Source organism: Microbispora hainanensis (assembly GCF_006874475.1).
In the GTDB taxonomy this organism is placed as follows: domain Bacteria; phylum Actinomycetota; class Actinomycetes; order Streptosporangiales; family Streptosporangiaceae; genus Microbispora; species Microbispora hainanensis.
On record NZ_VIRM01000001.1, the window covers coordinates 79,723 to 101,085 of the forward strand.

Here is a 21,363-nt window from a genome sequence, read left to right on the forward strand (position 1 = left end):
GGGAACGATGAAGATCAAGGCGGACACCGGACGGTGTATCGGTGCGGGGATGTGCGTGCTCACGCTGCCCCGGGTGTTCGACCAGAGCGAGGACGACGGGACGGTCGTGGTGCTCGATGCCGAGCCCCCGGCCGACCTCGAGCCCGGAGTGAAGAGGGCCGTGCAGCTCTGCCCGTCGGGCGCGCTGTCCGTGGAGGAGTGAGGTTCGCACGGGCCGTGACGGCGACACACAGGGGCGGGTGACGCTCGGCTACTTGACGGGCACGGTCCGGTGCGCTTGGCTGTACGTCGGCTGTGAAAGCCATTCTTGTGGGTGACCCTGGAGCCCCGCCTCGGTGGTTGTCGAAACCGCCCACGGGCGGGGCTCTTCCCTTTGCGCTGTGGCGCCTCAAGCCCTTACACGCGGCTCAGGCCCCTGCGCGCGGTTCAGGCCCCTACCGGCCGCAGTGGGGTCACCGGGCCGGGCAGCGGCAGGCCGCGGGCCTTCCAGAGGCGGCGCATGCGGTCGGGATAGTCGGTGACGATCCCGGCCACTCCCAGGTCGATCAGCCGGGCGGCCTCGTCGGTCTCGTTGACCGTCCACACGACGACCGGCAGGCCCTGCCGGGCCGCCCCCGCCATCAGCGCCTCGTCGACGAGCACGCGGTCGGGGGACAGGGTCGTCGCCCCCACCGCCGCGGCCGCCGCCGCGAGGTCGCCGCCGACCTCGCCGAGACGGATGCCGTTCATCCAGGCGGGGGTCATCGTGTCGTGCTCGACCAGGGCGTACCGCCGCTCGACCATCGGCCGGGCGATCTCCAGGAGGCGCCAGTCGAAGCTGAGCAGGGCCGACCTCGACAGCCGGTCGTGCCGGTGGAGCTCGTGGACGACCTCCTCCACGAACCGGCGCGGGTCGGCGCACAGGTCGGGACGGGTGGGATCGGACTTCAGCTCCACGTTCAGGCGCACGTGGTCGGCGCCGAGGGCGCCGATCAGGCCGAGCACCGCCCCGAGCGTGGGCATCCGGGTGTCCGGCAGCGGCACCTGCGTGAGCGCGAAGCGGTCGTCCGGCCGCTCGGGCAGCCGTACGCCCACATCGAGGGTGCGCAGCTGCGGCAGGGTGAGCGCGATGATCGGCTTGCCGACGTAGGGGAACATCTCGTCGCCGGGGACGGCCATGCCGGTGTCGGCGCTGGTGACCGCGGACACGTGCAGGTCGTGCGTGAGCACGAGCTGTCCGTCCGCGGACATGGCGACGTCGAACTCGAGTGCGTCGACCCCCAGCTCCAGCGCGAACGCCAGGCCGGGCAGGGTGTTCTCGGGCCGCAGGCCCCGCGCTCCACGGTGCCCGTGCAGCTCAACGTATCCATGCACAGCGGCGTACCTTACCGCCTCGCCCGTCCGCGGCCCGGAACCCGCCGGTTCCGGGCGCGTACCCCACGAACCATCAGATGAGAGAACGAATCTGGATGGTCTGCGTGCGGCCCGGACCGACGCCGATGGCGGAGATCGGGGCGCCGCTCATCTCCTCCAGCGCCCTCACGTACGCCTGCGCGTTCGGCGGCAGGTCCTCGAACGTCTTGGCGCCGGTGATGTCCTCCTGCCAGCCGGGCAGCTCCTCGTAGATCGGCGTGGCGTGGTGGAACTCGGTCTGCGTCATGGGGATCTCGTCGTGACGGACGCCGTCCACGTCGTACGCCACGCAGACCGGGATCCGCTCCAGGCCCGACAGCACATCGAGCTTGGTCAGGAAGAAGTCGGTCACGCCGTTGATCCGGGTGGCGTACCGCGCGATGACCGCGTCGAACCAGCCGCAGCGGCGGTTGCGGCCGGTGGTGACGCCATACTCGCCGCCGGTCTGGCGCAGCCAGTCGCCCTGCTCGTCGAGCAGCTCGGTCGGGAACGGCCCGGACCCCACGCGCGTGGTGTACGCCTTGAGGATGCCGATGATCCTGGTCAGGCGGGTGGGCGGGATGCCGGAGCCGGCGCAGGCGCCGCCGGAGGTGGGCGAGCTGGAGGTCACGAAGGGGTAGGTGCCGTGGTCGATGTCGAGCAGCGTGCCCTGCCCGCCCTCCAGCAGCACGACCTTGTCCTGGTCGAGGGCCCGCGACAGCACGAGCGAGGTGTCGGCGATGTGGGGGCGCAGCCGCTCGGCGTAGCCGAGGTACTCCTCCAGCACCTTCGCCGGGTCGAGCCCGCGGCGGTTGTAGATCTTGGTGAGGATCTGGTTCTTCTCGCCCACCGCGGCCTCGATCTTCTTGCCGAGGATGCCGGGGTCGAGCAGGTCCTGCACCCGGATGCCCATGCGGTAGATCTTGTCGCCGTACGCCGGGCCGATGCCGCGGCCGGTCGTGCCGATCTTGGCCTTGCCGAGGAAACGCTCGCTGACCTTGTCGATGGCCTTGTGCTGCGGCATGATCAAATGCGCGTTGGCCGAGATCAGCAGCCGGTCGCAGGAGATGCCCCGCTCGGCCAGCCCGTCGATCTCGCTGAGCAGCACGCCCGGGTCGACCACCACGCCGTTGCCGATCACCGGGACCACGTCGGGGGAGAGCACGCCCGTCGGCAGCAGGTGCAACGCGTACTTCTGGTCGCCGATGACGACGGTGTGGCCCGCGTTGTTGCCACCCTGGTAACGCACGACATAGTCGACGTCACCGCCCAGCAGGTCGGTGGCCTTCCCCTTGCCCTCATCGCCCCACTGGGCGCCAACGAGAACGACAGCCGGCATGGTTCAACTCCCGCACCAAGACGAAAAGCCCCTGACGCAAGCGCGGCAGGGGCCTCTTGCACACAGAGACTACCTGAGGGGCATGCCGACGGTGAACGGAGTCTTAAGTCACAAGACGGATTGATTGTCCCGCTTAATGTCCCGTTCTAGCGGTTCGTCCAGGAGTCATCCAGGCAATTCGTTCAAGAGATCGCTCAGGAGCTGGGTGCCAGCGCCTCCGCGGCCTCCCGGCTGCTGTCACGCAGGAACTGGGCGCAGCGCTCGGCCTCGTCCTTCTCGCCGATCGCCTGGGCCGCCCGGGCCAGGGCGTTCAGGCAGCGCAGGAACCCCTGGTTCGGCTCGTGCTCCCACGGGATCGGCCCGTGCCCCTTCCAGCCCGCCCGGCGCAGCTGGTCAAGACCGCGGTGATAGCCGGTGCGCGCGAACGCGTACGAGGTGACGGCGTGACCCGCGGCGAAGTAGTCGTCGGCGAGAGCGGCCCAGGCCGCCGAGTAGGCGGGGAAACGGGCTGCCACGTCTGCCGCCTTGGCGCCCGACTCGAGCATCCGCCGCGCCTCGGGGTTGTCCGGCAGCAGGGTGGGCGGCGGGCCGGCAAGGAGGTTCTCGTGCGATTCCATGGGGACAGTCTTACCTGTCAAAGAGCCGCACGGGTATGGGCGGCCCGGCGGGAACCGAAGACCGATACAAGAATGGAGCTTCGCGTTTCCCGCCGGCCGCGCCCCGGCTACTTGAGCTTGGTGCCCGCGGAGTTGAGCTGCTGGCACGCCTCGACGACGCGCGCGGCCATGCCGGCCTCGGCCGCCTTGCCGTACGAGCGCGGGTCGTAGGCCTTCTTGTCGCCGACCTCGCCGTCGACCTTCAGCACGCCGTCGTACTTGCGGAACATGTGGTCCGCGATCGGGCGGGTGAAGGCGTACTGCGTGTCGGTGTCGATGTTCATCTTCACCACGCCGTACGAGATCGCCTCGCGGATCTCCTCCAGCGTCGAGCCGGAGCCGCCGTGGAAGACCAGCGAGAACGGCTTCTCCTTGCCGTACTTGGCGCCGACGGCCTCCTGGATCTCCTTGAGCACGCTCGGGCGCAGCTTGACGTGGCCCGGCTTGTACACGCCGTGGACGTTGCCGAACGTGGCGGCCACGATGTAGCGGCCGCGCTCGCCGAGGCCGAGGGTCTCGGCGACGGCCAGGGCGTCCTCCGGCGTCGTGTACAGCTTCTCGTTGATCTCGCCGACGATGCCGTCCTCCTCACCGCCGACCACGCCGATCTCGATCTCGAGGACGACCTTGGCGGCGGCGGTCTTCTCGAGCAGCTCGCTCGCGATCTGGAGGTTCTCGTCCAGCGGCACGGCGGAGCCGTCCCACATGTGCGACTGGAACAGCGGGTCCTGGCCGCGCGCGACGCGCTCGGCGGAGATCTCCAGGAGCGGGCGGACGAAGGAGTCGAGCTTGTCCTTCGGGCAGTGGTCGGTGTGCAGTGCCACCGTCACCGGGTACTTCTCGGCGACCACGCGGGCGAACTCGGCGAACGCCACCGACCCGGTGACCATGTCCTTCACGGTGGTGCCGGAGAGGAACTCCGCGCCACCGGTCGACACCTGGATGATCCCGTCACTTTCCGCCTCCGCGAAGCCGCGCAGCGCGGCGTGCAGGGTCTGCGACGAGGTCACGTTGATCGCCGGGTAAGCGAAACCGCCCTCTTTGGCGCGGTCGAGCATCTCGGCGTAGACCTCTGGAGTCGCGATAGGCATGCGAAGTCATCTCCTTCTGACGGTATGCGGCGTGGCAAGTATCCCGAAGGGCGGGCCGATCGGGAAAGCCGGGTATGCGGGGCACCGGGAAAGCCGCGGTCATTCCGCGATTCACGGTTTTCCACAGCCCTGCCGCTTCTCAGTCTGATCTCACCCGGGACAGGTAGGCTCGCCCCGTGGACGTGCTCTTGGACCTTCTTGACCCGAAGTGGTGGCTGAGCATGCTCGGCGCCTTCGCGACGATCGGCGTTATCGCCATCGTATTCGCAGAGACGGGGCTGCTCGTCGGGTTCTTCCTGCCCGGTGACTCGCTGCTGGTGACCGCTGGAATTTTCAGCACCGTCGCCGCAGCGGAGGGATTCGGGATCGCGCCGTTGTCACTGCCCACGCTGTTGATCGGCGCGCCGCTCGCGGCGATCGCGGGAGCGCAGTTGGGCCACTTCCTGGGGGCGAAGGTCGGGCGGAAGATGTTCGACAAGCCCGACTCCCGGCTGTTCAAGAGGGAGCACGTCGAGAAGGCGGAGTACTACTTCGAGAAGTTCGGTCCTGCGAAGGCCGTGGTCGTCGCGCGGTTCATGCCGATCGTCCGCACCTTCATGAACCCGGTGGCCGGCGTGCTGGAGATGGACGCGCGCCGTTTCTTCGTCTGGAACGCCCTCGGCGGTGTCGTCTGGGTCGAGGCCCTGCTGCTGCTCGGCCGCTTCCTGGGGGACACGGTCAAGGACATCGACAAGTACATCCTTCCCGGAGTCTTCGTCGTCGTCCTCCTGTCGGTGATCCCGATCGTGCGCGAGGTCATGAAGAACCGCAAGGCCGGCGCCGCCGTCCCCAAGGGCCGCCACCACGCCCCCCGGTAACGCCCTCGGAGGGGCGGTGCCGCTGTGGGCCGTCGCCTCCGGGGATCCGGGGATGACCTGCGGGAAGGTGCTACCGCACAAGAAGTGACCGGTCGGTACTGAGATATGCCTCACACCCGCTACTCTCCCGATTGTGGGACGCCACAGGTCTGATCCCCTCGGTATCGCCAGGCTGGCGCTGGTCGGTCTGGCGGCCGTACTGCTGCTCGCCGTCATCGTGGTCGGCGCGAGAGCGCTGCTGTCCACGTTCGGCTCGGAGGGGCCCGCCTCCGACGCGGCCTCCACCTCGCCGGCGCGGCCCACCGCCGAGCCTTCCTCCGAGCCTTCCTCCGAGCCCTCCTCCGAGCCCTCCACGCCTCGCGTGCCCACCGTCCGCGTGATGTGCAAGGCCGACCGGTGTCCCGTGTTCGTCCGGGTGCCCGGCGGCGACGTGCTCATCGACCGTGACCTGGCCCGGGGTGAGGAGGCGTCCTACTTCCAGCCTGAGCTCGACGTCGTCCTCGACGACGCGAGCACGGTCCAGGTCTTCGAGAACGGAACCGCCAGGTCCCCCGGGCCGGCCGGTGAGCGGCAGGCGTTCAGTGTGAAGCGATCGGAGAGCCGGTGAGCGCCAGGTCGGCGAGCGAGTAGGCGGAGCGGTAGGGGATCCCGGTCGCGGCCAGCGCCTCGTCGCCGCCCCGGTGCACGATCGTCGCGATGCCCACGACCTGCGCGCCGGCCTCGCGCAACGCCTCCACGGCGGTGAGCACGGACCCGCCCGTCGTGGTGGTGTCCTCCACCGCGAGCACCCGGCGCCCGGCGACGTCCGGACCCTCGATCCTGCGCTGCAGGCCGTGGGCCTTGCCCGCCTTGCGCACCACGAACGCGTCGAGCGTGCGGCCACGCGCCGCCGCGGCGTGCAGCATCGACGTCGCCACCGGGTCGGCGCCCAGCGTGAGCCCGCCGACCGCCTCGTAGTCCAAATCTTCGGTGAGGTCCAGCATCACGCGGCCCACCAGCGGGGCCGCCACGCCGTCCAGGGTGATGCGGCGCAGATCGACGTACCAGTCGGCCTCCTTGCCGGAGGACAGCACGACCCGCCCGTGCACGATGCCCTTGTTCTTGATCTCGTCCAGCAGTCTCTCGCGGTCACTCATGAGCCTCAGCGTACGGCCGGCCCCGCGGTGCGGGCCGTACGGGCCGGGTGGAGCCCGCGTGGCGTGCGATGACTACTGAGAGTAAAGAGGGTCCAGCGGTTTAGCCAGGACATGGACTGCGGAATGTATGGCCGTGCAACTCATCGTAATCGCGAGGTCGCAATGCGTAGAGAAGTCCGGCATACCGACATGGAACTGCTTGAGGCCGTGCGGGGAGGCGACACGGCGGCCTTCGGGACGCTCTACCGGCGGCACTCGGCCGCCGCGCGGTCCTTGGCGCGGCAGGTCGTGCAAGGCGAGGACGCGGTCGAGGATCTCCTCGTCGAGACCTTCGCGAGGGTTCTCGAAGCGGTGCGGCGGGGCGGCGGGCCCGCCTGCGCGTTCCGGCCCTACCTCCTCGCGTCCGTGCGCCGCTACGCCGCCGCCGGAGTGGCCGACCTGGCCGACGGCGACTCCCTCTATGTGGACCCCGAGCTCACGGGACTGGAGCGCTCGCCGCTCGCCCGCGCATACCGCTCGCTGCCGGAACGCTGGCGCGCGTTGCTGTGGCACGTGGAGATCGAGGGCGGCAGGCCCGCCGACGCGGGCCCGCTGCTCGGCCTGTCGGGCAGGGCCGCGGCCCCTCTGGTCCGGAGGGCCCGCCAGGGCCTGCGGGAGGCGTACCTGCGGCTGCACCTGGAGAACGGCCCGCGCGCCGAGTGCCGGCCGATCCTGTCCATGATCCTGCGCTACGTCGAGAACGGCCTGCCCAAGCAGGAGGCCGGCGAGGTCGACGCCCACGTGGCCGAGTGCATCGACTGCCGGTCGGTCTTCCTCCAGATGGTCGATCTCACCCAGGAGCTGCGGGCCGTCGTCGGTCAGCTCGTCGCGGGGCCGGCCGTGGACGGCTACCTCGCCGACCTCGCCACCGCGACCGTCACGGGAGCACGGTCGTACGGCGGCGGCATGACGGGCGGCACGAGCGGGCGCGGGCCGAACGGCAGGGCGGGCGGCAGGGCGGGCGGCAGGGCGGTGGGCAGGGCGGTGGGCAGGGTGGGCGCCGGCGCACGGGCACGGGCACGGGCGCAACTGGAGGCCGTGCGCCATCACATCGGGGCGTTGGCGAGTCGTGCGGACCGCCGCATGAGAGGTGCCGTCCGGGCCGCCGAGGGCGAGACGGGCACTGCGGGGCCTGCGCGCGGCCGGGCGGACGCGCTGCGCGCGGCCTGCGGCCGTGCGCGGGCGATGACCGGGCGCGTGTACACGAAGGTCGGCCCGACGCTGGGCTCGCGAGCGGGCCTGACTGCGGGCTTGGGTGCGGGCCTGGCTGCGGGCCTGGCTGCGGGCCTGAAGATGGGATCGAGAGTGGGCCCGGCGATCGGCAGGGCGCTGAGGATGGCGTTCTCGCGTGTGCGGGCGGCGCTGGCGCGGCTGTCCGAGCTGGTGCGGAGCGTGCCGACGTCGCATCGGGCGGTGCTGGGAGGCATCGCCGTGGCGGCCCTCGCGACGGCCGCCTTTTTGCTCGTCGCCCAGCCGACGGGCGTGCTCTTCACCGGCGGCTCGAAGGGACAGGACGGGACACGAGCCCTGGACCGCCCGCAGCCCGCGGACAGCGCCTCGCGCTCGCGGGCCGCCACCGGCGACACCAGCGCGGCCGGCATCCCATCCGCGAACGACCCGCAGAGCCCGAGCGCACAGGCGTCCCCAACGGCCGCGAGCGGCCCGACGCCGGAGATCGTGGACGACCCGGCGGCAGTGAGCGGCGCCGACGGGCCGGGCGCGGGCATCGCGCTCGGCATCCCCGAGATCACCGGCAAGGTGACGCCCGGTGCCGATCCGCGAGGACAGGACAGCAGGGCACAGGACAGCAGGGCGCAGGACAGCAGGGCGCAGGGCGCCGGCCAGGGCGGCAGCGGCCAGGGCGGCAGCGGCCAGGGCGGCAGGGGGCAGGACAGTAGCGGCCAGGACGGCAGGGGGCAGGGCAGCAGGGGAGAGATCGGCAGGGGACAAGGCAGCGGGCAGAGCAGCAGCGGGCAGAGCAGCAGCGGGCAAGGCGGCAGAGAGCAGGGCAGCGGGGCGCAGGGCAGCAGGGGGCAGGCGGGCAGGCGTCCGGTGAGCGAGCCGGATACGACCACCGTCCTCGCCGATCGTGAGCGGACTTCCCGCCCCGCGGACGCCGCAAAAGCCTCGGCTCCGGAACGGCAGCAGGTGCGACGTCAGCTCTCCCGGCACCCCTACCAGGACCAGCGCGCCCAGGCCGGGGCGCAGGGCAGTGGCCGAAGCGGTGTCGAAAGCAGTGCCAAGGCTGGGTCGCGGGGCAGTGCACAGGGCGGCCAGGCCCGCTCGAAGGTGGGCGCAGGCAGTGCCGAGGCCCGCGCGAAGGGCGGGGCCAGGCAGACGTCAGAGGGGGCTCGTGAGCGGCGCGAGTCGCAGGCAGGCGGTCCGGCAACGGATCGCGCCCCACAGGTGCGGCCGGGCAGCGCGCAGGGCCCTCGGCAGGCCGGTGAGCGCGGTCGTGAGGCCCGTGAGCACGCCCGGTCGGGCGAGAGCCACACCGGCGCCCAGAAGGCCGCAGGGAGCGGGAGGAAGGCGAAGGAGGCGCTCGTCGCCGCCGTCGATCCGCTCGGTGCCCTGCTGCGCGGCCAGACCGGGCTCGTCGCCGTACGGCTGCGCAACGCGGGCGGTGCGGCCACCGGTGAGATCACCGCGACGGTGACCCTCCCGCCCGGCGTCCGCTACCTGGGTCAGGACGGAGGCCGAAGCCGCGCGGCGGGCGGCGGCACACGACAGGGCCACGAGCCGAAGCCGGGTGTCGCCGGGCAGAACGGCGCGCCCCCCGAGCCGGGCGGCGGCGCGGGTCAGGGGCGTGCGGCGAGCGGGGGCAGTGGGCGCGCGAACGCGGGAAGCGAGGCCGGTCCGGGGCGTACGGAGCGCGCGCGGGGAAGCGGGGCGGGTGGCGGCGCGGGTCAGGGGCGTGCGGCGAGCGGGGCCACGCAGGGTGCGCACTCGGGAAATGGGGCGGGCGACGGCTGGTCGTGCGAGGCGTCGGGCCGCTCGGCGAGGGGCCAGACCGTGCGGTGCGTCCGGGGGCCGCTCGCCGCCGGTGAGGTGACGGCGATCTTCCTGAAGGTGGCCGTGGCGGCGGACGCGCCCACGGGACGGGCCTTCACGGTGCGGATACGGTCGGGGCGGCTGGAGACCACCGCCTCGTCGACCGTGGGGGTGCGCGCCTCGGGCGCGGCCGCGCGCTTCGCCGCGGACGGCCGCCTCCTCGCCCGCGTAGTCGGCAACGCGCTCGTGAGCTCCACCGCACCGGCCGCGCCCTGCGGAGCCGCCACGGGCGGCCGGGGCCGGGGCCGGGACTCGGGGGTGAGCGTGCCGATCGACCTCGACAGGGACCCCTCGACGCGTACGTCCAGTTGCGCCGATCTCGACCTGCCCGCCGGAAGCCGGGTGTTGTGGGCGGGCCTCTACTGGTCCGGCGGCGGCCGGGGGGCGGCCCCCGCGGGCGACATCCGGGTGCGCGCTCCGAAGGCGCCGGGATACGCGACCCTGCACGCCGCCGAGGTCACCCGAAGGGATCTGCCCTCCGGGTCCGGCTATCAGGCGTTCACCGACGTGACCTCTCTCGTCCGTACGGCAGGCGGGGGCCGCTGGTGGGTCGCGGGCGCCCCGGCCCGTACGGGATCGGTCCGGCACGCGGCCTGGGGCCTGGTGGTGATGGCCGAGGACGCGCGGCAGCCGTACACGCGGGCCGTGGTCCTGGACGCCGCGGCGGTCATCGGGAACGAGGAGAAGGCCCTGCGGCTCCCGCTCGACGGGCTGGCCCCCGGTGGCGCGCCCGCGCGCATCGACCTGATGGTGTGGAACGGCGAGGGGGTCAGGGCGGGGGTCGTCCCGATGACTGATCGCACCCGCGGGGACGGGGAGGGCCGGAGCCCGGAGGGCGTCCTCGGCCAGGGAGACGCCGGAGGGGTCGCGGTCGACACCCTTCACGCACTGCTGGGACCCCACCCCGCGCTCCAGCTCGCCACCCGGCGCGACCCCGTCTTCTTCGGCGTCGCGGTCGTGAGCGCGAGAACGTGGTCTTGACAGCGTCCCCTTGCAGCACAGCCCTTGCCGCAGAGGGGATTCCGCGCCGCCGCCGGTCGTTTCAGTGGCCCGTTTTCCATACCAAATTGGTGAGAGGCGATACCCGGACAAACTGGTACGGTCGGCGTAAACGCTTGCGATCCCAGGGTTGTCGGCGTCCGGATCCCCCACCAGGCGGGCGAGGGCTGAATCGCCGGGAATCACCCTCGCGGGAAGACACGCTTGTCTACCCTGAGAGAGCCACGTAGGAAGGGCGGTGTCGCGTGGATCGCTGCGCGCTGTTCGTTGACGCCGGCTACTTGCTGGCAGACGGCGCGATGGCCGTCCACGGGACTCGCCATCGCGAGGCCGTCTCCTGGGACTATCCGGGCCTGCTGCAGCTCCTGACCAACCTGTCAAGAGAGCGCACGGGCCTTCCGCTCCTGCGCTGCTACTGGTATGAGGCGACCGTCGAGGGCCGCCGTACGCCGGAGCACGACGTGCTGGCGGACATCCCCGGGCTCAAGCTCCGCCTCGGCCGGATCCGGCCGGGCCGTCGGGAGGGTGTGGACGCCCAGGTCCACCGCGATCTCATGACCCTGGCGCGCAACAACGCGGTCTGCGACGCGGTCGTGGTGAGCGGCGACGAGGACCTCGCCCAGGTGGTCAGCGACGCGCAGGACCTCGGCATCCGCGTGACCGTCATGCAGATCGCCGCCGACGGCGCGTGGTCGGCGGCCCGCACCCTGCGGCAGGAGTGCGACGACCTCGTCGAGATCGCGAGCGGTCACCTCCGGCCGTACGTCACGATGCTCACCGGGGCGGACCCGGGCCCCGGCCTCGGCAACGGCCAGTCGCACGGCAACGGCCTCGTCCCCCTCGGCAACGGTTCGCTGTCCAACGGGACGCACCTCAACGGCTCTCACCAGAACGGGACACAGCACAACGGCTCCCAGCACAATGGGACACAGCACAACGGGACACAGCAGAGCGGGACACAGCAGAGCGGGACACAGCAGAGCGGGACACAGCAGAGCGGGACACAGCAGAGCGGGACACAGCAGAGCGGCACCCCGTCGCAGGGGAGCCACTCTCCCGGCCTTCCCAGCGGGACGACCCCGGTGGCGGGAGCGCACGGGGCCCTCCCGCAGAGCGCGTCGTACGACCTGGGCGTTTCCGGCGGGGTGTCGAATGTCCCCCAGCCGCAGGCGACGGGAACGCCCGGCACGGGCGCCCACAGCGGCGGCTCACACGGCGCAGGCGTCCCCGGGAGCGGCACCCCCGCGGACAGCACCCACGGAGGCGGCGCCCAGGGAGCGGGTGCACAGAGAAGCGGCGCTCACGGCACGGGCGTCCCCGGCATCGGCGCTCCCGCAATCGGCGCGCACGACTCGGGCGCCCACGGTATGGGCGCCTCCGGCATGGGCGCCTCCGGCATGGGTGTCAACGGGATGGGTGTCAACGGCATGGCCGCTCATGACTCCGGTGCCCACGGTGCCCGCGCCCCCGGCATCGGCGCCAACGGTATGAGTGCCAACGGCATGGGCCCGCACGACTCCGGTGCCCACGGCGCCGGCTCCCAAGGCACGGGCTCTCTCGGCACCGGCTCCCACGGCGCAGGCTCCCCCGGCACGGGTTCTCACAGTGCCGGCTCTCTCGGTGCCGGCTCCCAGGGCACTGGCGCTCACGGCACGGGCTCTCTCGGTGCCGGCTCCGCCGGCACGGGCTCCCCTGGCACGGGGGCGCACAGCGGCGGGCGGTCCTCCGCCGCCCACGCGCGTCCGGCCCTGCCCGCGCAGCCGTCCCCGCCGGTCTACAACGGCTACTCGCCCGAGTCCCAGCAGCAGCCCGCCCAGCCGCCTCAGCAGCAGCGGCAGGCCCAGCCGTCCGCGAGCACCCCGCTGCCGGCTCCGCCTGCGTCCACCCCTCCGCCGCCTCCGTCGCCGCCCGTCCAGACGCCGCCGAGCAGCCCCGTCCAGAGCCAGCCCGTGCAGAGCCAGCCCGTGCAGAGCCAGTACGGCTCCGGCTCCACGGGCTACTCGCCCTCCCAGCTCGGGCCTTACACGGGTCCGCAGCCCGCGCCGGTGCCGGTCCACACGGGAGGCACGACGACGCTCGCCGAGGCGGTGAAGGCGGCGCACAAGGAGGGCCACGACTTCGGCGAGTCGGTCGCCAGGGACGCCCCCGCGCTCTGGCTGGAGGCCGTGCTCGCCCGCAAGCCCCGGATGCCGTCCGACCTGGAGGCCCGTCTGCTGCAGGGGTCCTCGCTGCCGATCGACTTCCTGCTGCACGACGAGGTGCGGCACGCCCTCCGCCGCGGCTTCTGGGACGCCCTGGAGCGCGCCCGCCGCTGACCCGGGCCGTACGCGCTCCCGGCCGCGGGCCTTCTCACATGCCGGATGACCGGCCGCGACCGGCCGTTTCGGGGCCGGCCGCGGTGCGCGGTGTCAGCCGAAGGCGTCGAACCCGGCCCGCAGGTGGGCGACGCGCTCGCCCAGCTCGGTGACGACGCCGTTCAGGGGCGTGTCGCCGGACTTGTCCGCCAGCTCCCGCACCCGCCGCAGCTCGTCCTCGACGGCGGTGACGCGGCTGGACAGCTCGGCCAGTACGGAGGTGTGGTCGCCGCCGCCCGGCAACTCGTTCGACAGGCGTTCGCGCAGCAACGCCGCCTGCTCGGCGAGCCGCCGGTTCATCGCATAGAGCTCCACGAACACGGCGACCTTGGCGCGCAGCACCCAGGGGTCGAACGGCTTGGTGAGGTAGTCGACGGCCCCCGCGGCGTACCCGCGGAAGGCGTAGTCGGGGGCGCTGTCGACCACGGTCAGGAAGATGATCGGGATGTTCCTGGTGCGCTCTCGCCGCTTGATGTGCGCGGCGGTCTCGAAGCCGTCCATGCCCGGCATGCGCACGTCGAGCAGGATCAGGGCGAAGTCGGTGGACAGGAGGGCCTTCAGCGCCTCCTCTCCCGACCGGGCCCGCACGGGCACGACGTCCAGCGAACTGAGGATCGCCTCCAGGGCGATCAGGTTCTCCTCGCGGTCGTCGACCAGCAGGACCCTGGCGCGGTCAGGCATCGATCATGCCTCCTGGGAGTCTCGGGGCTCTGGGGACGGCACGCCCCTCGATCGTTCTGTGCCCCCGCTGCGCCCGCGCATGAGCCATCCGCGCAGCCGTTCGAGGAGCCGGTCGACGTCGACGGGCTTGGGCACGTAGTCGGACGCGCCCGACGCGATGCTCTTCTCGCGGTCTCCCCGCATGACCTTCGCCGTCAGCGCGATGATCGGCAGGTCGGCGAACTGCGGCATGGTGCGGATCGCCGAGGTCGTGGCCCAGCCGTCCATCTCGGGCATCATGATGTCCATCAGCACGAGCGCCACGTCCTCGTTGCGTTCGAGCTGCTCGATGCCCTCGCGGCCGTTCTCGGCGTACACGACGGTCGAGCCGTGCCGCTCCAGCACGCTGGTCAGCGCGAAGACGTTGCGGATGTCGTCGTCCACGATGAGGATCTTTGCCCCGGACAGCGGGTCTTCACCCTGCCAGTCGCTGCCGTCCACAAGCGGGGTGTACTGGGGGACCGGCAGGTCGGTCGGGAGGGGGATCTCCGGGAGGATGTCCTTGATGTGTAGTTCGGGCACCTCGTCCTCGCGAACGTCCGGCTCCGTGGGGGTGGCGATCGCGCCGCCGTCGGGAGCGGCGAGCGGCCCCGAGTAGTCCGAGGGCAGGTACAGCGTGAACGTGCTGCCCTCCCCGGGGACGCTCTGGACGTGGATCTCGCCGCCGAGCAGGCGGGCGATCTCCCGGCAGATCGACAGGCCGAGGCCGGTGCCGCCGTACTTGCGGCTGGTCGTGCCGTCGGCCTGGCGGAACTGCTCGAAGATCACTTCGAGCTTGTCCGGCGCGATGCCGATGCCGGTGTCGACGACCCTGAAGGCCAGCATGCCCTCCGGCGAGCCCTGCAGCTTCTCGTCCACGTAGGTGACGTCGGCGGGCGCGCGGGTCACCTCCAGCCTGACCTCGCCCTCGTGGGTGAACTTCACCGCGTTGGACAGCAGGTTGCGCAGCACCTGCTGCAGCCGCTGCTCGTCGCTGCTCAGGTCGTCGGGGACGGAGGGGTCGACCTGGACCGTGAACGACAGGCCCTTGTCCTGCGCGAGCGGCGCGAAGGTGGCCTCCATGTAGTCGACCAGCGCGGACAGCGACATCGTCTGCGGATGGATGTCCATGCGGCCCGCCTCGACCTTCGTCAGGTCGAGGATGTCGTTGATCAGCTGGAGCAGCGCGGAACCGGCGTCGTGGATGGTCCGGGCGAACTCGACCTGCTGCGGGGTGAGGTTGCCCTCGTCGTTCTCGGTGAGCAGCTTGGCCAGCACGAGCAGGCTGTTGAGCGGGGTGCGCAGCTCGTGGGACATGTTCGCGAGGAACTCGGACTTGTAGCGCGAGGACACCGCGAGCTGCTCGGCCCGCTCCTCCAGCGTCCGCCGGGCCTGCTCGATCTGGAAGTTCTGGATCTCGATGGCGCGGTTCTGCTTGGCCAGCAGCGCCGCCTTGTCCTCCAGCTCGGCGTTGGACCGGCGCAGCTCCTCCTGCTGGCGCTGCAGCTCGTCGGAGCGCTCCTGCAGCTCGATCGCGAGCCGCTGCGACTCGGTGAGCAGGTCTTCGGTGCGGGAGTTGGCCATGATCGTGTTGATCGTGACCCCGATGGTCTCGACGAGCTGGGTGAGGAACGCCAGGTGGACCTCGCTGAACTGGGTGAACGAGGCCATCTCCAGGACGCCGAGCACCTTGTTCTCGAAGAGGATCGGCAGCACGACGATCTGCGCCGGGTTCGACCGGCTGAGCCCGGTCTCGACCGTGATCGAGTCGACCGGCACGCCTTCGAGGATGACCTGCTTGGCCTCCAGCGCGGCCTGGCCGATGATGCCCTCGCCCAGCTCGAAGCTCGGCTTGGGGGCCGAGCCCGGCTGGATGCCGTACCCGGCGATGAGGTTGAGCCGGCCGCCGTCGTACAGGTAGCAGGCGCCGTGGCTGGCGGAGACGAGCGGGGTGAGCTCGCTCATGATCAGGCGGGCGACCTCGATCAGGTCGCGGTGGCCCTGCATCAGGCGGGAGATCCTGGCCAGGTTGGACTTGAGCCAGTCCTGCTCCTGGTTGGTCTTGGTCGTCTCGCGCAGCGTGGCGACCATCGTGTTGATGTTGTCCTTGAGCTGGGCCAGCTCGCCGGGCGCCTCGACGGTGATCGACCGGGTCAGGTCGCCGCGGGCGACCGCGCTGGTCACCTGGGCGATCGCGCGCACCTGGGTGGTGAGGTTGCCGGCCAGCTCGTTGACGCTCTCGGTGAGCCGCTTCCAGGTGCCCTCGACGCCCTCGACCCGGGCCTGGCCGCCGAGCTGGCCCTCCGAGCCCACCTCACGGGCGACGCGGGTGACCTCGGAGGCGAACGAGGAGAGCTGGTCGACCATGGTGTTCATGGTGCTCTTGAGTTCGAGGATCTCGCCCTGGGCGTCGACGTCGATCTTGCGGGTCAGGTCGCCGTTGGCGACGGCGGTGGTCACCTGGGCGATGTTGCGCACCTGATAGGTGAAGTTGCTCGCCATCGAGTTGACGTTGTCGGTGAGGTCCTTCCAGACGCCCGAGACGCCGGGGACGCGCGCCTGGCCGCCCAGCCGTCCCTCGGTGCCGACCTCGCGGGCGACGCGGGTCACCTCGTCGGCGAAGGCCGACAGCTGGTCGACCATCGTGTTCATCGTGTCCTTGAGCTCAAGGATCTCGCCCTGGGCGTCCACGGTGATCTTCTTGGACAGGTTGCCCTGCGCCACCGCGGTGGACACGACGGCGATCTGACGGATCTGCGACGTCAGGTTGTTGGCCATGAAGTTGACGTTGTCGGTGAGGTCCTTCCAGATCCCCGACACGCCGCGCACCTGCGCCTGGCCGCCCAGCCGTCCCTCGGTGCCGACCTCCCGGGCGACGCGGGTCACCTCGGAGGCGAACGAGGAGAGCTGGTCGACCATCGTGTTCATGGTGCTCTTGAGTTCGAGCATCTCGCCCTGGGCGTCGACGTCGATCTTGCGGGTGAAGTCGCCGTTGGCGACGGCGGTGGTGACCTGGGCGATGTTGCGCACCTGATAGGTCAGGTTGTTGGCCATCGAGTTGACGTTGTCGGTGAGGTCCTTCCAGACGCCCGACACGCCCTTCACCTCGGCGCGGCCGCCCAGCTTGCCCTCGGTGCCGACCTCGCGGGCGACGCGGGTCACCTCGTCGGCGAACGCCGAGAGCTGGTCGACCATCGTGTTGAGGGTCTCCTTGAGCTCGAGGATCTCGCCCTGGGCGTCCACGGTGATCTTCTTGGTCAGGTTGCCCTGCGCGACGGCCGTGGAGACGACGGCGATCTGGCGCACCTGGGAGGTCAGGTTGTTGGCCATGAAGTTGACGTTGTCGGTGAGGTCCTTCCAGACCCCCGACACGCCGCGCACCTGCGCCTGGCCGCCCAGCTTGCCCTCGGTGCCGACCTCGCGGGCCACCCGGGTGACCTCCTCGGCGAACGCCGAGAGCTGGTCGACCATCGTGTTGACGGTGTGCTTCAGCTCCAGCATCTCGCCGACGGCGTCGACGGTGACCTTGCGGCTCAGGTCGCCTCGCGCGACCCCGGTCGTCACCTCGGCGATGTCGCGGACCTGCGCGGAGACGCGGTCGGACATCGTGTTGACGGCCTCGGTGAGATCGCGCCAGCTTCCCGACATGCCGCGCAGGTTGGCCCGGCCGCCCAGCTTGCCCTCGGTGCCGAGGTCGCGGGTGACCCGCGTCACCTCGGAGGTGAACAGCGAGAGCTGGTCGACCATGCCGTTGATCGCCTTGCCCAGGCGGCGTACCTCGCCCCGGGCCGCGCGGTCCACGTCGATCCGGCGGGACAGGTCGCCCTTGGCCACCGCGTCGATGACGTCGGCGGCGCCGCTGACCGGCGTCACGATGGCGTCGATGAGCTCGTTGACCGAGCCCACGCTCTCCGCCCACGCGCCGACGCCCGGCCCGGGGCTCAGCCGTTCGGTGAAACGGCCCTCCTTGACGATCTCGCGGCGGACCCGGGCGAGCTCGTTGGCGAGGTGTTCGCGCCGGTCGGCCACCTCGTTGAGCAGCAGCCGGATCTCGCTGAGGACGCCCGGGGGAGCGTGGGAGACGCGACGGCGGAAGTCGCCGTCGCGCCACGTGATGAGCGTTTCCAGGAAGGGCACGAGATCGGATTCGCGGTAGACCCGTTCGGTCCCGGCCAGCTCGGCGTTGGCGGGCGACATTTAGCCTCCTTTACCCCGACGGGGCTGACGCGACCAAGGCGTTGGGCCTCATACGGCCTGTCCAGCCGCGGACTCCATGCCAGTCTGTCACGTTCCGTGGGGTGCGGGGCCCCTTGCTTGACCCGAAGTCAGCAGGAAGTGTGGTAAGCACAATGGTGGTGGCAACTACCCCTCGAGCCGTCCTCGCGGCGTCCTTCACGCCAGGCGAGACGGCCGTACCCGAAGCGAAGCGGTTCACGCGCGAGGTGATGACCGCGTGGGCCGCGATGTCCGTGTATCCCGAAGCCGAACGCCTGGTGGGCGAGCTGGTCGCGGACGCCGTCGGCGCGCCCTTCGAGGTGGTGTGGCTCCACCACGGCGAGTCCGTCCAGGTGGAGGTGCGGGAGAAGACGGACGGCCATGACTTCGGGCCGCCGGCCGAGGCGATCATGTGGGGCGTCACCTTCACCTCGTCGTTGCGCACCCGCTGGGCCCGCCTCGACCTGCCGGGCGGGGAGCCGGTGCAGAGCGACGAGTGGCTGCTCGAGGCCGCGCACGGCCCGGGCTGGCTCGGCTTCCTCGCGGACGCGAGCGACCTGCTCGCGGGCACGCTCAACCCCGACATGGTCCCGGCGATCATCGCGCAGATCGTGGTGCCCCGCCTGGCGAGCTGGTGCGCCGTCTACACCGACCAGGACGGGATGGGGGAGCTGCGGCCCGCCTACCTCTGGCACGCCGACGAGACCCAGATCGACACCATGCGCGACGAGCTGGAGGAGATCGCGCTGCCCGGGGAGGACGACCCCGCCGTGCTGCCGATGAGCGACTGGCAGGCGCTGGCCTACCCGCTGACCGCGCGGGGACGGCGGCTCGGCGTGATGTGCCTCGGCCGGCGCGACCGCTTCCCCGACGAGGCCATGCAGATCGCCGAGGACCTCAGCCGGCGCGCGGCGCTCGCGCTCGACAACGCCCGCCTGTACGCGCAGCAGGCGGCGGCCAACCGGGCGCTGCAGCGCAGCCTCCTGCCGCCCGACGAGCCCACGACCCCCGGGCTCGACTTCCACGTCATCTACGAGCCGGCCGGGGAGAACAACGAGGTCGGCGGGGATTTCTACGACCTGTTCCCGATCGCCGACGGGGTCTGGCGCTTCGCGATCGGCGACGTTTGCGGCACCGGGCCCGAGGCCGCCGCGGTCACCGGTTTGGCCCGCCACACGCTGCGGCTGCTCGCCCGCGAGGGGTACGGCGTGGCCGCCGTCGTGGGCCGCCTCAACCAGGCCATCCTGGAGGAGGGGGAGCGCGCCCGCTTCCTGACGCTGCTGCACGGCCAGATCACGGTCGTGCCCGAGGGCCTCGACATCCGCCTCGTCTCGGCCGGGCATCCGGAGGCCCTGCGGCTGCGGCCGAACGGCGTCGTGGAGGTCGTCGCCTCGCCGCAGTCGCTGCTCGGGGTGTTCCCCGAGGCGAAGTTCCAGGAGGACAACCTGCGGCTCACCCCCGGCGACGTGCTGCTGGGCGTGACCGACGGGGTGACCGAGCGGCGGTCGGGCGACCGGCTGCTCGACGACGACGGCGGCCTCGCCAAGCTGCTGGCGGAGTGCGCCGATCTGTCCGCCCGCGCGGTGGCCGAGCGCATCCGCCGTGCCGTACAGGACTTCGCGCCCGAGCCGAGCGCCGACGACCTGGCCATCCTCGTCCTGCGCGCGCCCTAGCCTAGGAACAGCCCAGGGTGCGGACGGCGAAGTCGATCGACGCGGCCATCCGGTGCACCCGCTCCTCCACCGTCGACGTGCCCGGTCCGGTGCCGTACCGGTAGACCGACGCCTCCCTGCCGTGGTCCGCCAGGGCCCGCACGTAGCGGTCGACCTGCCGCTGCGGGCAGCGCGGGTCGTTCGCACCCGTGAGGATCAGCAGCGGCGCCTCCACCATGTCGGCGTAGGTGATCGGGGAGGACGCGGCGTACCGCTCGGGCACCTCGGCCGGGGAGCCGCCCAGCAGCGCCCGGTGCGCGGCACGCAGGCAGTCGGCCTCGTCCTCGTACGCCGCCGCGTGGTCGGCGATCGGCGCGGCGGCGATCCCCGCCGCCCACGACTTCGGCTGGGTGCCGAGCGCCAGCAGGGTCAGATAGCCGCCCCACGCCCGGCCAGTGAGCACGAGGCGGTCGGGGTCGGCGATGCCGCGCTCCACCGCCCACTCGCGCACCGCCGCGACGTCGGCCAGTTCGATGTGGCCGATCTCGCCGCGCAGGGCGTCACGCCAGGCCGAGCCGTACCCGGCCGAGCCCCGGTGGTTCACCCTGATCACCGCGAAGCCGCTGTCGACCCACGCCGCGACCTGCGGCCGGAACGAGTCGTCGTCCTGGCCGCCCGGGCCGCCGCCGAAGCCCGGCAGCACGCTGCGCAGGAGGAACACCGTCGGATAGGGCGCGGCCACCCGCTCCGGCCGGGAGACGAGGGCGTGGATGCGCCCGCCCGGGCCCTCCACGTCGATGTCCTCCAGCGGCACGGACGGCGGCGGCGTACGCCCGGGGCTGAAGACCACGTGGCCGTTGCTCGACTTGACGACCGGCGGGTGGGCGGCGCTCGACCAGGCGTATTCCACGGTGCCGTCGGAGCGCGGCGCGGCCGCCTCGATCACCCCGTGGGGGCTCTCGATGGGGGTGAGGCCGCCTCCGGCGAGGTCGTAACGGAGCAGTTCCGTGCGTCCCCGCTGGGTGTGGATGATGAGCAGCGCCCGGCCGTCGTCGTACCAGTCGGCGGAGATCTCGCCGCGCACCCGCAGCCAGATCTCCCGCTGCTCGCCGGTGACCGGGTCCCACACGAGCGGTTCGCGGCGGCCCCGGCGCTCGTGCAGGACGAGCAGGCGCCGGTCGCCGGGGACGGGGGCGAACCTGCCGCCGGCCACGCCCCGGCCCGGCCCGTCGTTCAGCTCGGCGACCGTCGAGCCGTTCGCCCTGATCACCCGCAGGGCCGGGTGCATGACGTCGCCGTGCTCGCTGTGGTTGACGGCGATGAGCGAGCCGTCGAGCGACATGTCCGCGACCGCGGCGTACTCGTCGTGGCGATACAGCGTGACCGGCTCGCTTCCCGGCCTGGCCAGCAGGATCTCGAAGCCGTCCCGGGAGGAGCGGCCGACGGCCGCGGCGCCGTCGGAGGCGAGCGCGAGCCCGCAGGGGTGACCGGGCGGCATGGCCAGCGGCACGTCCGGGCCGCCGTGGAACGGCTGGCGCGACCACACGCCGTGCCCGTCGTCGTCCACATCGTTGTCCTGGCCGCCGTGTACGTCGCCGAACCACCAGATCCACTGCCCGGTGGGGTCGATGGCGCCATAGCGGGTGCCGTGGGGGCGGTCGGTGACCTGGCGGGTCTGGCCGCTCGCCCGGTCCCAGGCGTAGATCTCCCAGGAGCCCGAGGCGTTGCCGCGATAGACGGCCCGTTGCGGCGCCTGGCGCGCCCACGTGGGCAGGGTCACCCGGGGTGCCCGGAACCTGGCCTGCCAGCGTTCCTCGGCCTTCATGCCGGCCCTCCCCTGCGCTCCTACGGGGTCGGGTTCAGTATGTCCCGCCAGACGCGACAATGCCTGACAAACAGGTGAT

14 protein-coding genes are annotated in these 21,363 nt (G+C 71.8%); 6 read left to right on the plus strand and 8 right to left on the minus strand.

The genetic code is table 11. The annotated features are described in order from the left end of the window. Positions 1-7 precede the first annotated feature (7 nt). Complete coding sequence (locus FLX08_RS00355) at positions 8-202, plus strand: ferredoxin (RefSeq protein ID WP_142615942.1); 195 nt, start codon at positions 8-10, stop codon at positions 200-202. Positions 203-426: 224 nt separating this feature from the next. Here FLX08_RS00355 and FLX08_RS00360 read toward each other — a convergent pair whose 3' ends face one another. The 4 genes from FLX08_RS00360 to fbaA all read right to left on the minus strand — a co-directional run bounded on the left by FLX08_RS00360 (position 427) and on the right by fbaA (position 4,457). Beyond that, on the minus strand, positions 427-1,353 hold the full coding sequence (locus FLX08_RS00360; RefSeq protein ID WP_142615944.1) for a glycerophosphodiester phosphodiesterase family protein: 927 nt from the start codon (positions 1,351-1,353) through the stop codon (positions 427-429). Positions 1,354-1,426: 73 nt separating this feature from the next. Next, entirely contained in the window at positions 1,427-2,710 is a 1,284-nt protein-coding gene (locus FLX08_RS00365; RefSeq protein ID WP_142615946.1) for an adenylosuccinate synthase, read from the minus strand. 194 nt (positions 2,711-2,904) lie between these two features. Next, positions 2,905-3,327: a DUF3151 domain-containing protein gene (locus tag FLX08_RS00370; RefSeq protein ID WP_142615948.1), complete on the minus strand. Its 423-nt coding sequence runs from the start codon at positions 3,325-3,327 to the stop codon at positions 2,905-2,907. A 107-nt stretch (positions 3,328-3,434) separates the two neighbouring features. Further along, positions 3,435-4,457, minus strand: coding sequence for a class II fructose-bisphosphate aldolase (fbaA, locus tag FLX08_RS00375; RefSeq protein ID WP_142615950.1), 1,023 nt, complete (start codon positions 4,455-4,457; stop codon positions 3,435-3,437). Positions 4,458-4,633: 176 nt separating this feature from the next. Here fbaA and FLX08_RS00380 point away from each other — a divergent pair, with 176 nt between their 5' ends. Continuing rightward, positions 4,634-5,314, plus strand: a complete 681-nt coding sequence (locus FLX08_RS00380) for a DedA family protein (RefSeq protein ID WP_244312161.1) — start codon at positions 4,634-4,636, stop codon at positions 5,312-5,314. 133 nt (positions 5,315-5,447) lie between these two features. Next, complete coding sequence (locus FLX08_RS00385) at positions 5,448-5,921, plus strand: hypothetical protein (RefSeq protein ID WP_142615952.1); 474 nt, start codon at positions 5,448-5,450, stop codon at positions 5,919-5,921. Here FLX08_RS00385 and pyrE read toward each other — a convergent pair. Next, a complete protein-coding gene (gene pyrE, locus FLX08_RS00390) occupies positions 5,893-6,450 on the minus strand; it encodes an orotate phosphoribosyltransferase (protein WP_142615954.1) in 558 nt (185 codons plus the stop codon). The genes FLX08_RS00385 and pyrE overlap by 29 nt on opposite strands. 189 nt (positions 6,451-6,639) lie before the next feature. On the opposite strand from pyrE, the gene FLX08_RS00395 reads away from it, so the two are divergent. Together FLX08_RS00395 and FLX08_RS41815 are read left to right on the plus strand one after the other, a co-directional pair. After that, positions 6,640-10,521 (plus strand): sigma-70 family RNA polymerase sigma factor, encoded by a 3,882-nt coding sequence (locus FLX08_RS00395; protein ID WP_167530223.1) that lies wholly within the window; start codon positions 6,640-6,642, stop codon positions 10,519-10,521. A gap of 263 nt (positions 10,522-10,784) precedes the next feature. Next, positions 10,785-12,854 (plus strand): NYN domain-containing protein, encoded by a 2,070-nt coding sequence (locus FLX08_RS41815; protein ID WP_244312162.1) that lies wholly within the window; start codon positions 10,785-10,787, stop codon positions 12,852-12,854. Between the two features lie 93 nt (positions 12,855-12,947). Here FLX08_RS41815 and FLX08_RS00410 read toward each other — a convergent pair whose 3' ends face one another. Together FLX08_RS00410 and FLX08_RS00415 are read right to left on the minus strand one after the other, a co-directional pair. Next, positions 12,948-13,574 carry a response regulator gene (locus tag FLX08_RS00410; RefSeq protein ID WP_142615958.1) on the minus strand — a complete coding sequence of 209 codons (627 nt, stop codon included), beginning with the start codon at positions 13,572-13,574 and terminating at the stop codon, positions 12,948-12,950. 3 nt (positions 13,575-13,577) lie between these two features. Continuing rightward, on the minus strand, positions 13,578-17,789 hold the full coding sequence (locus tag FLX08_RS00415; protein WP_142615960.1) for a HAMP domain-containing protein: 4,212 nt from the start codon (positions 17,787-17,789) through the stop codon (positions 13,578-13,580). A gap of 158 nt (positions 17,790-17,947) precedes the next feature. Here FLX08_RS00415 and FLX08_RS00420 point away from each other — a divergent pair, with 158 nt between their 5' ends. Next, on the plus strand, positions 17,948-19,480 hold the full coding sequence (locus FLX08_RS00420) for a PP2C family protein-serine/threonine phosphatase (protein ID WP_425280606.1): 1,533 nt from the start codon (positions 17,948-17,950) through the stop codon (positions 19,478-19,480). Between the two features lies 1 nt (position 19,481). Here FLX08_RS00420 and FLX08_RS00425 read toward each other — a convergent pair whose 3' ends face one another. Then, entirely contained in the window at positions 19,482-21,284 is a 1,803-nt protein-coding gene (locus tag FLX08_RS00425) for a S9 family peptidase (protein WP_142615964.1), read from the minus strand. Between the last annotated feature and the right edge of the window lie 79 nt (positions 21,285-21,363).

Excerpts from the sequence above, each read along its gene's own strand:
- FLX08_RS00355 (WP_142615942.1), top strand. The coding sequence starts at position 8 with ATGAAGATCAAGGCGGACACCGGACGGTGTATCGGTGCGGGGATGTGC.
- FLX08_RS00365 (WP_142615946.1), bottom strand. The coding sequence starts at position 2,710 with ATGCCGGCTGTCGTTCTCGTTGGCGCCCAGTGGGGCGATGAGGGCAAG.
- FLX08_RS00370 (WP_142615948.1), bottom strand. The coding sequence starts at position 3,327 with ATGGAATCGCACGAGAACCTCCTTGCCGGCCCGCCGCCCACCCTGCTG.
- fbaA (WP_142615950.1), bottom strand. The coding sequence starts at position 4,457 with ATGCCTATCGCGACTCCAGAGGTCTACGCCGAGATGCTCGACCGCGCC.
- pyrE (WP_142615954.1), bottom strand. The coding sequence starts at position 6,450 with ATGAGTGACCGCGAGAGACTGCTGGACGAGATCAAGAACAAGGGCATC.
- FLX08_RS00395 (WP_167530223.1), top strand. The coding sequence starts at position 6,640 with ATGGAACTGCTTGAGGCCGTGCGGGGAGGCGACACGGCGGCCTTCGGG.
- FLX08_RS00410 (WP_142615958.1), bottom strand. The coding sequence starts at position 13,574 with ATGCCTGACCGCGCCAGGGTCCTGCTGGTCGACGACCGCGAGGAGAAC.
- FLX08_RS00415 (WP_142615960.1), bottom strand. The coding sequence starts at position 17,789 with ATGTCGCCCGCCAACGCCGAGCTGGCCGGGACCGAACGGGTCTACCGC.
- FLX08_RS00425 (WP_142615964.1), bottom strand. The coding sequence starts at position 21,284 with ATGAAGGCCGAGGAACGCTGGCAGGCCAGGTTCCGGGCACCCCGGGTG.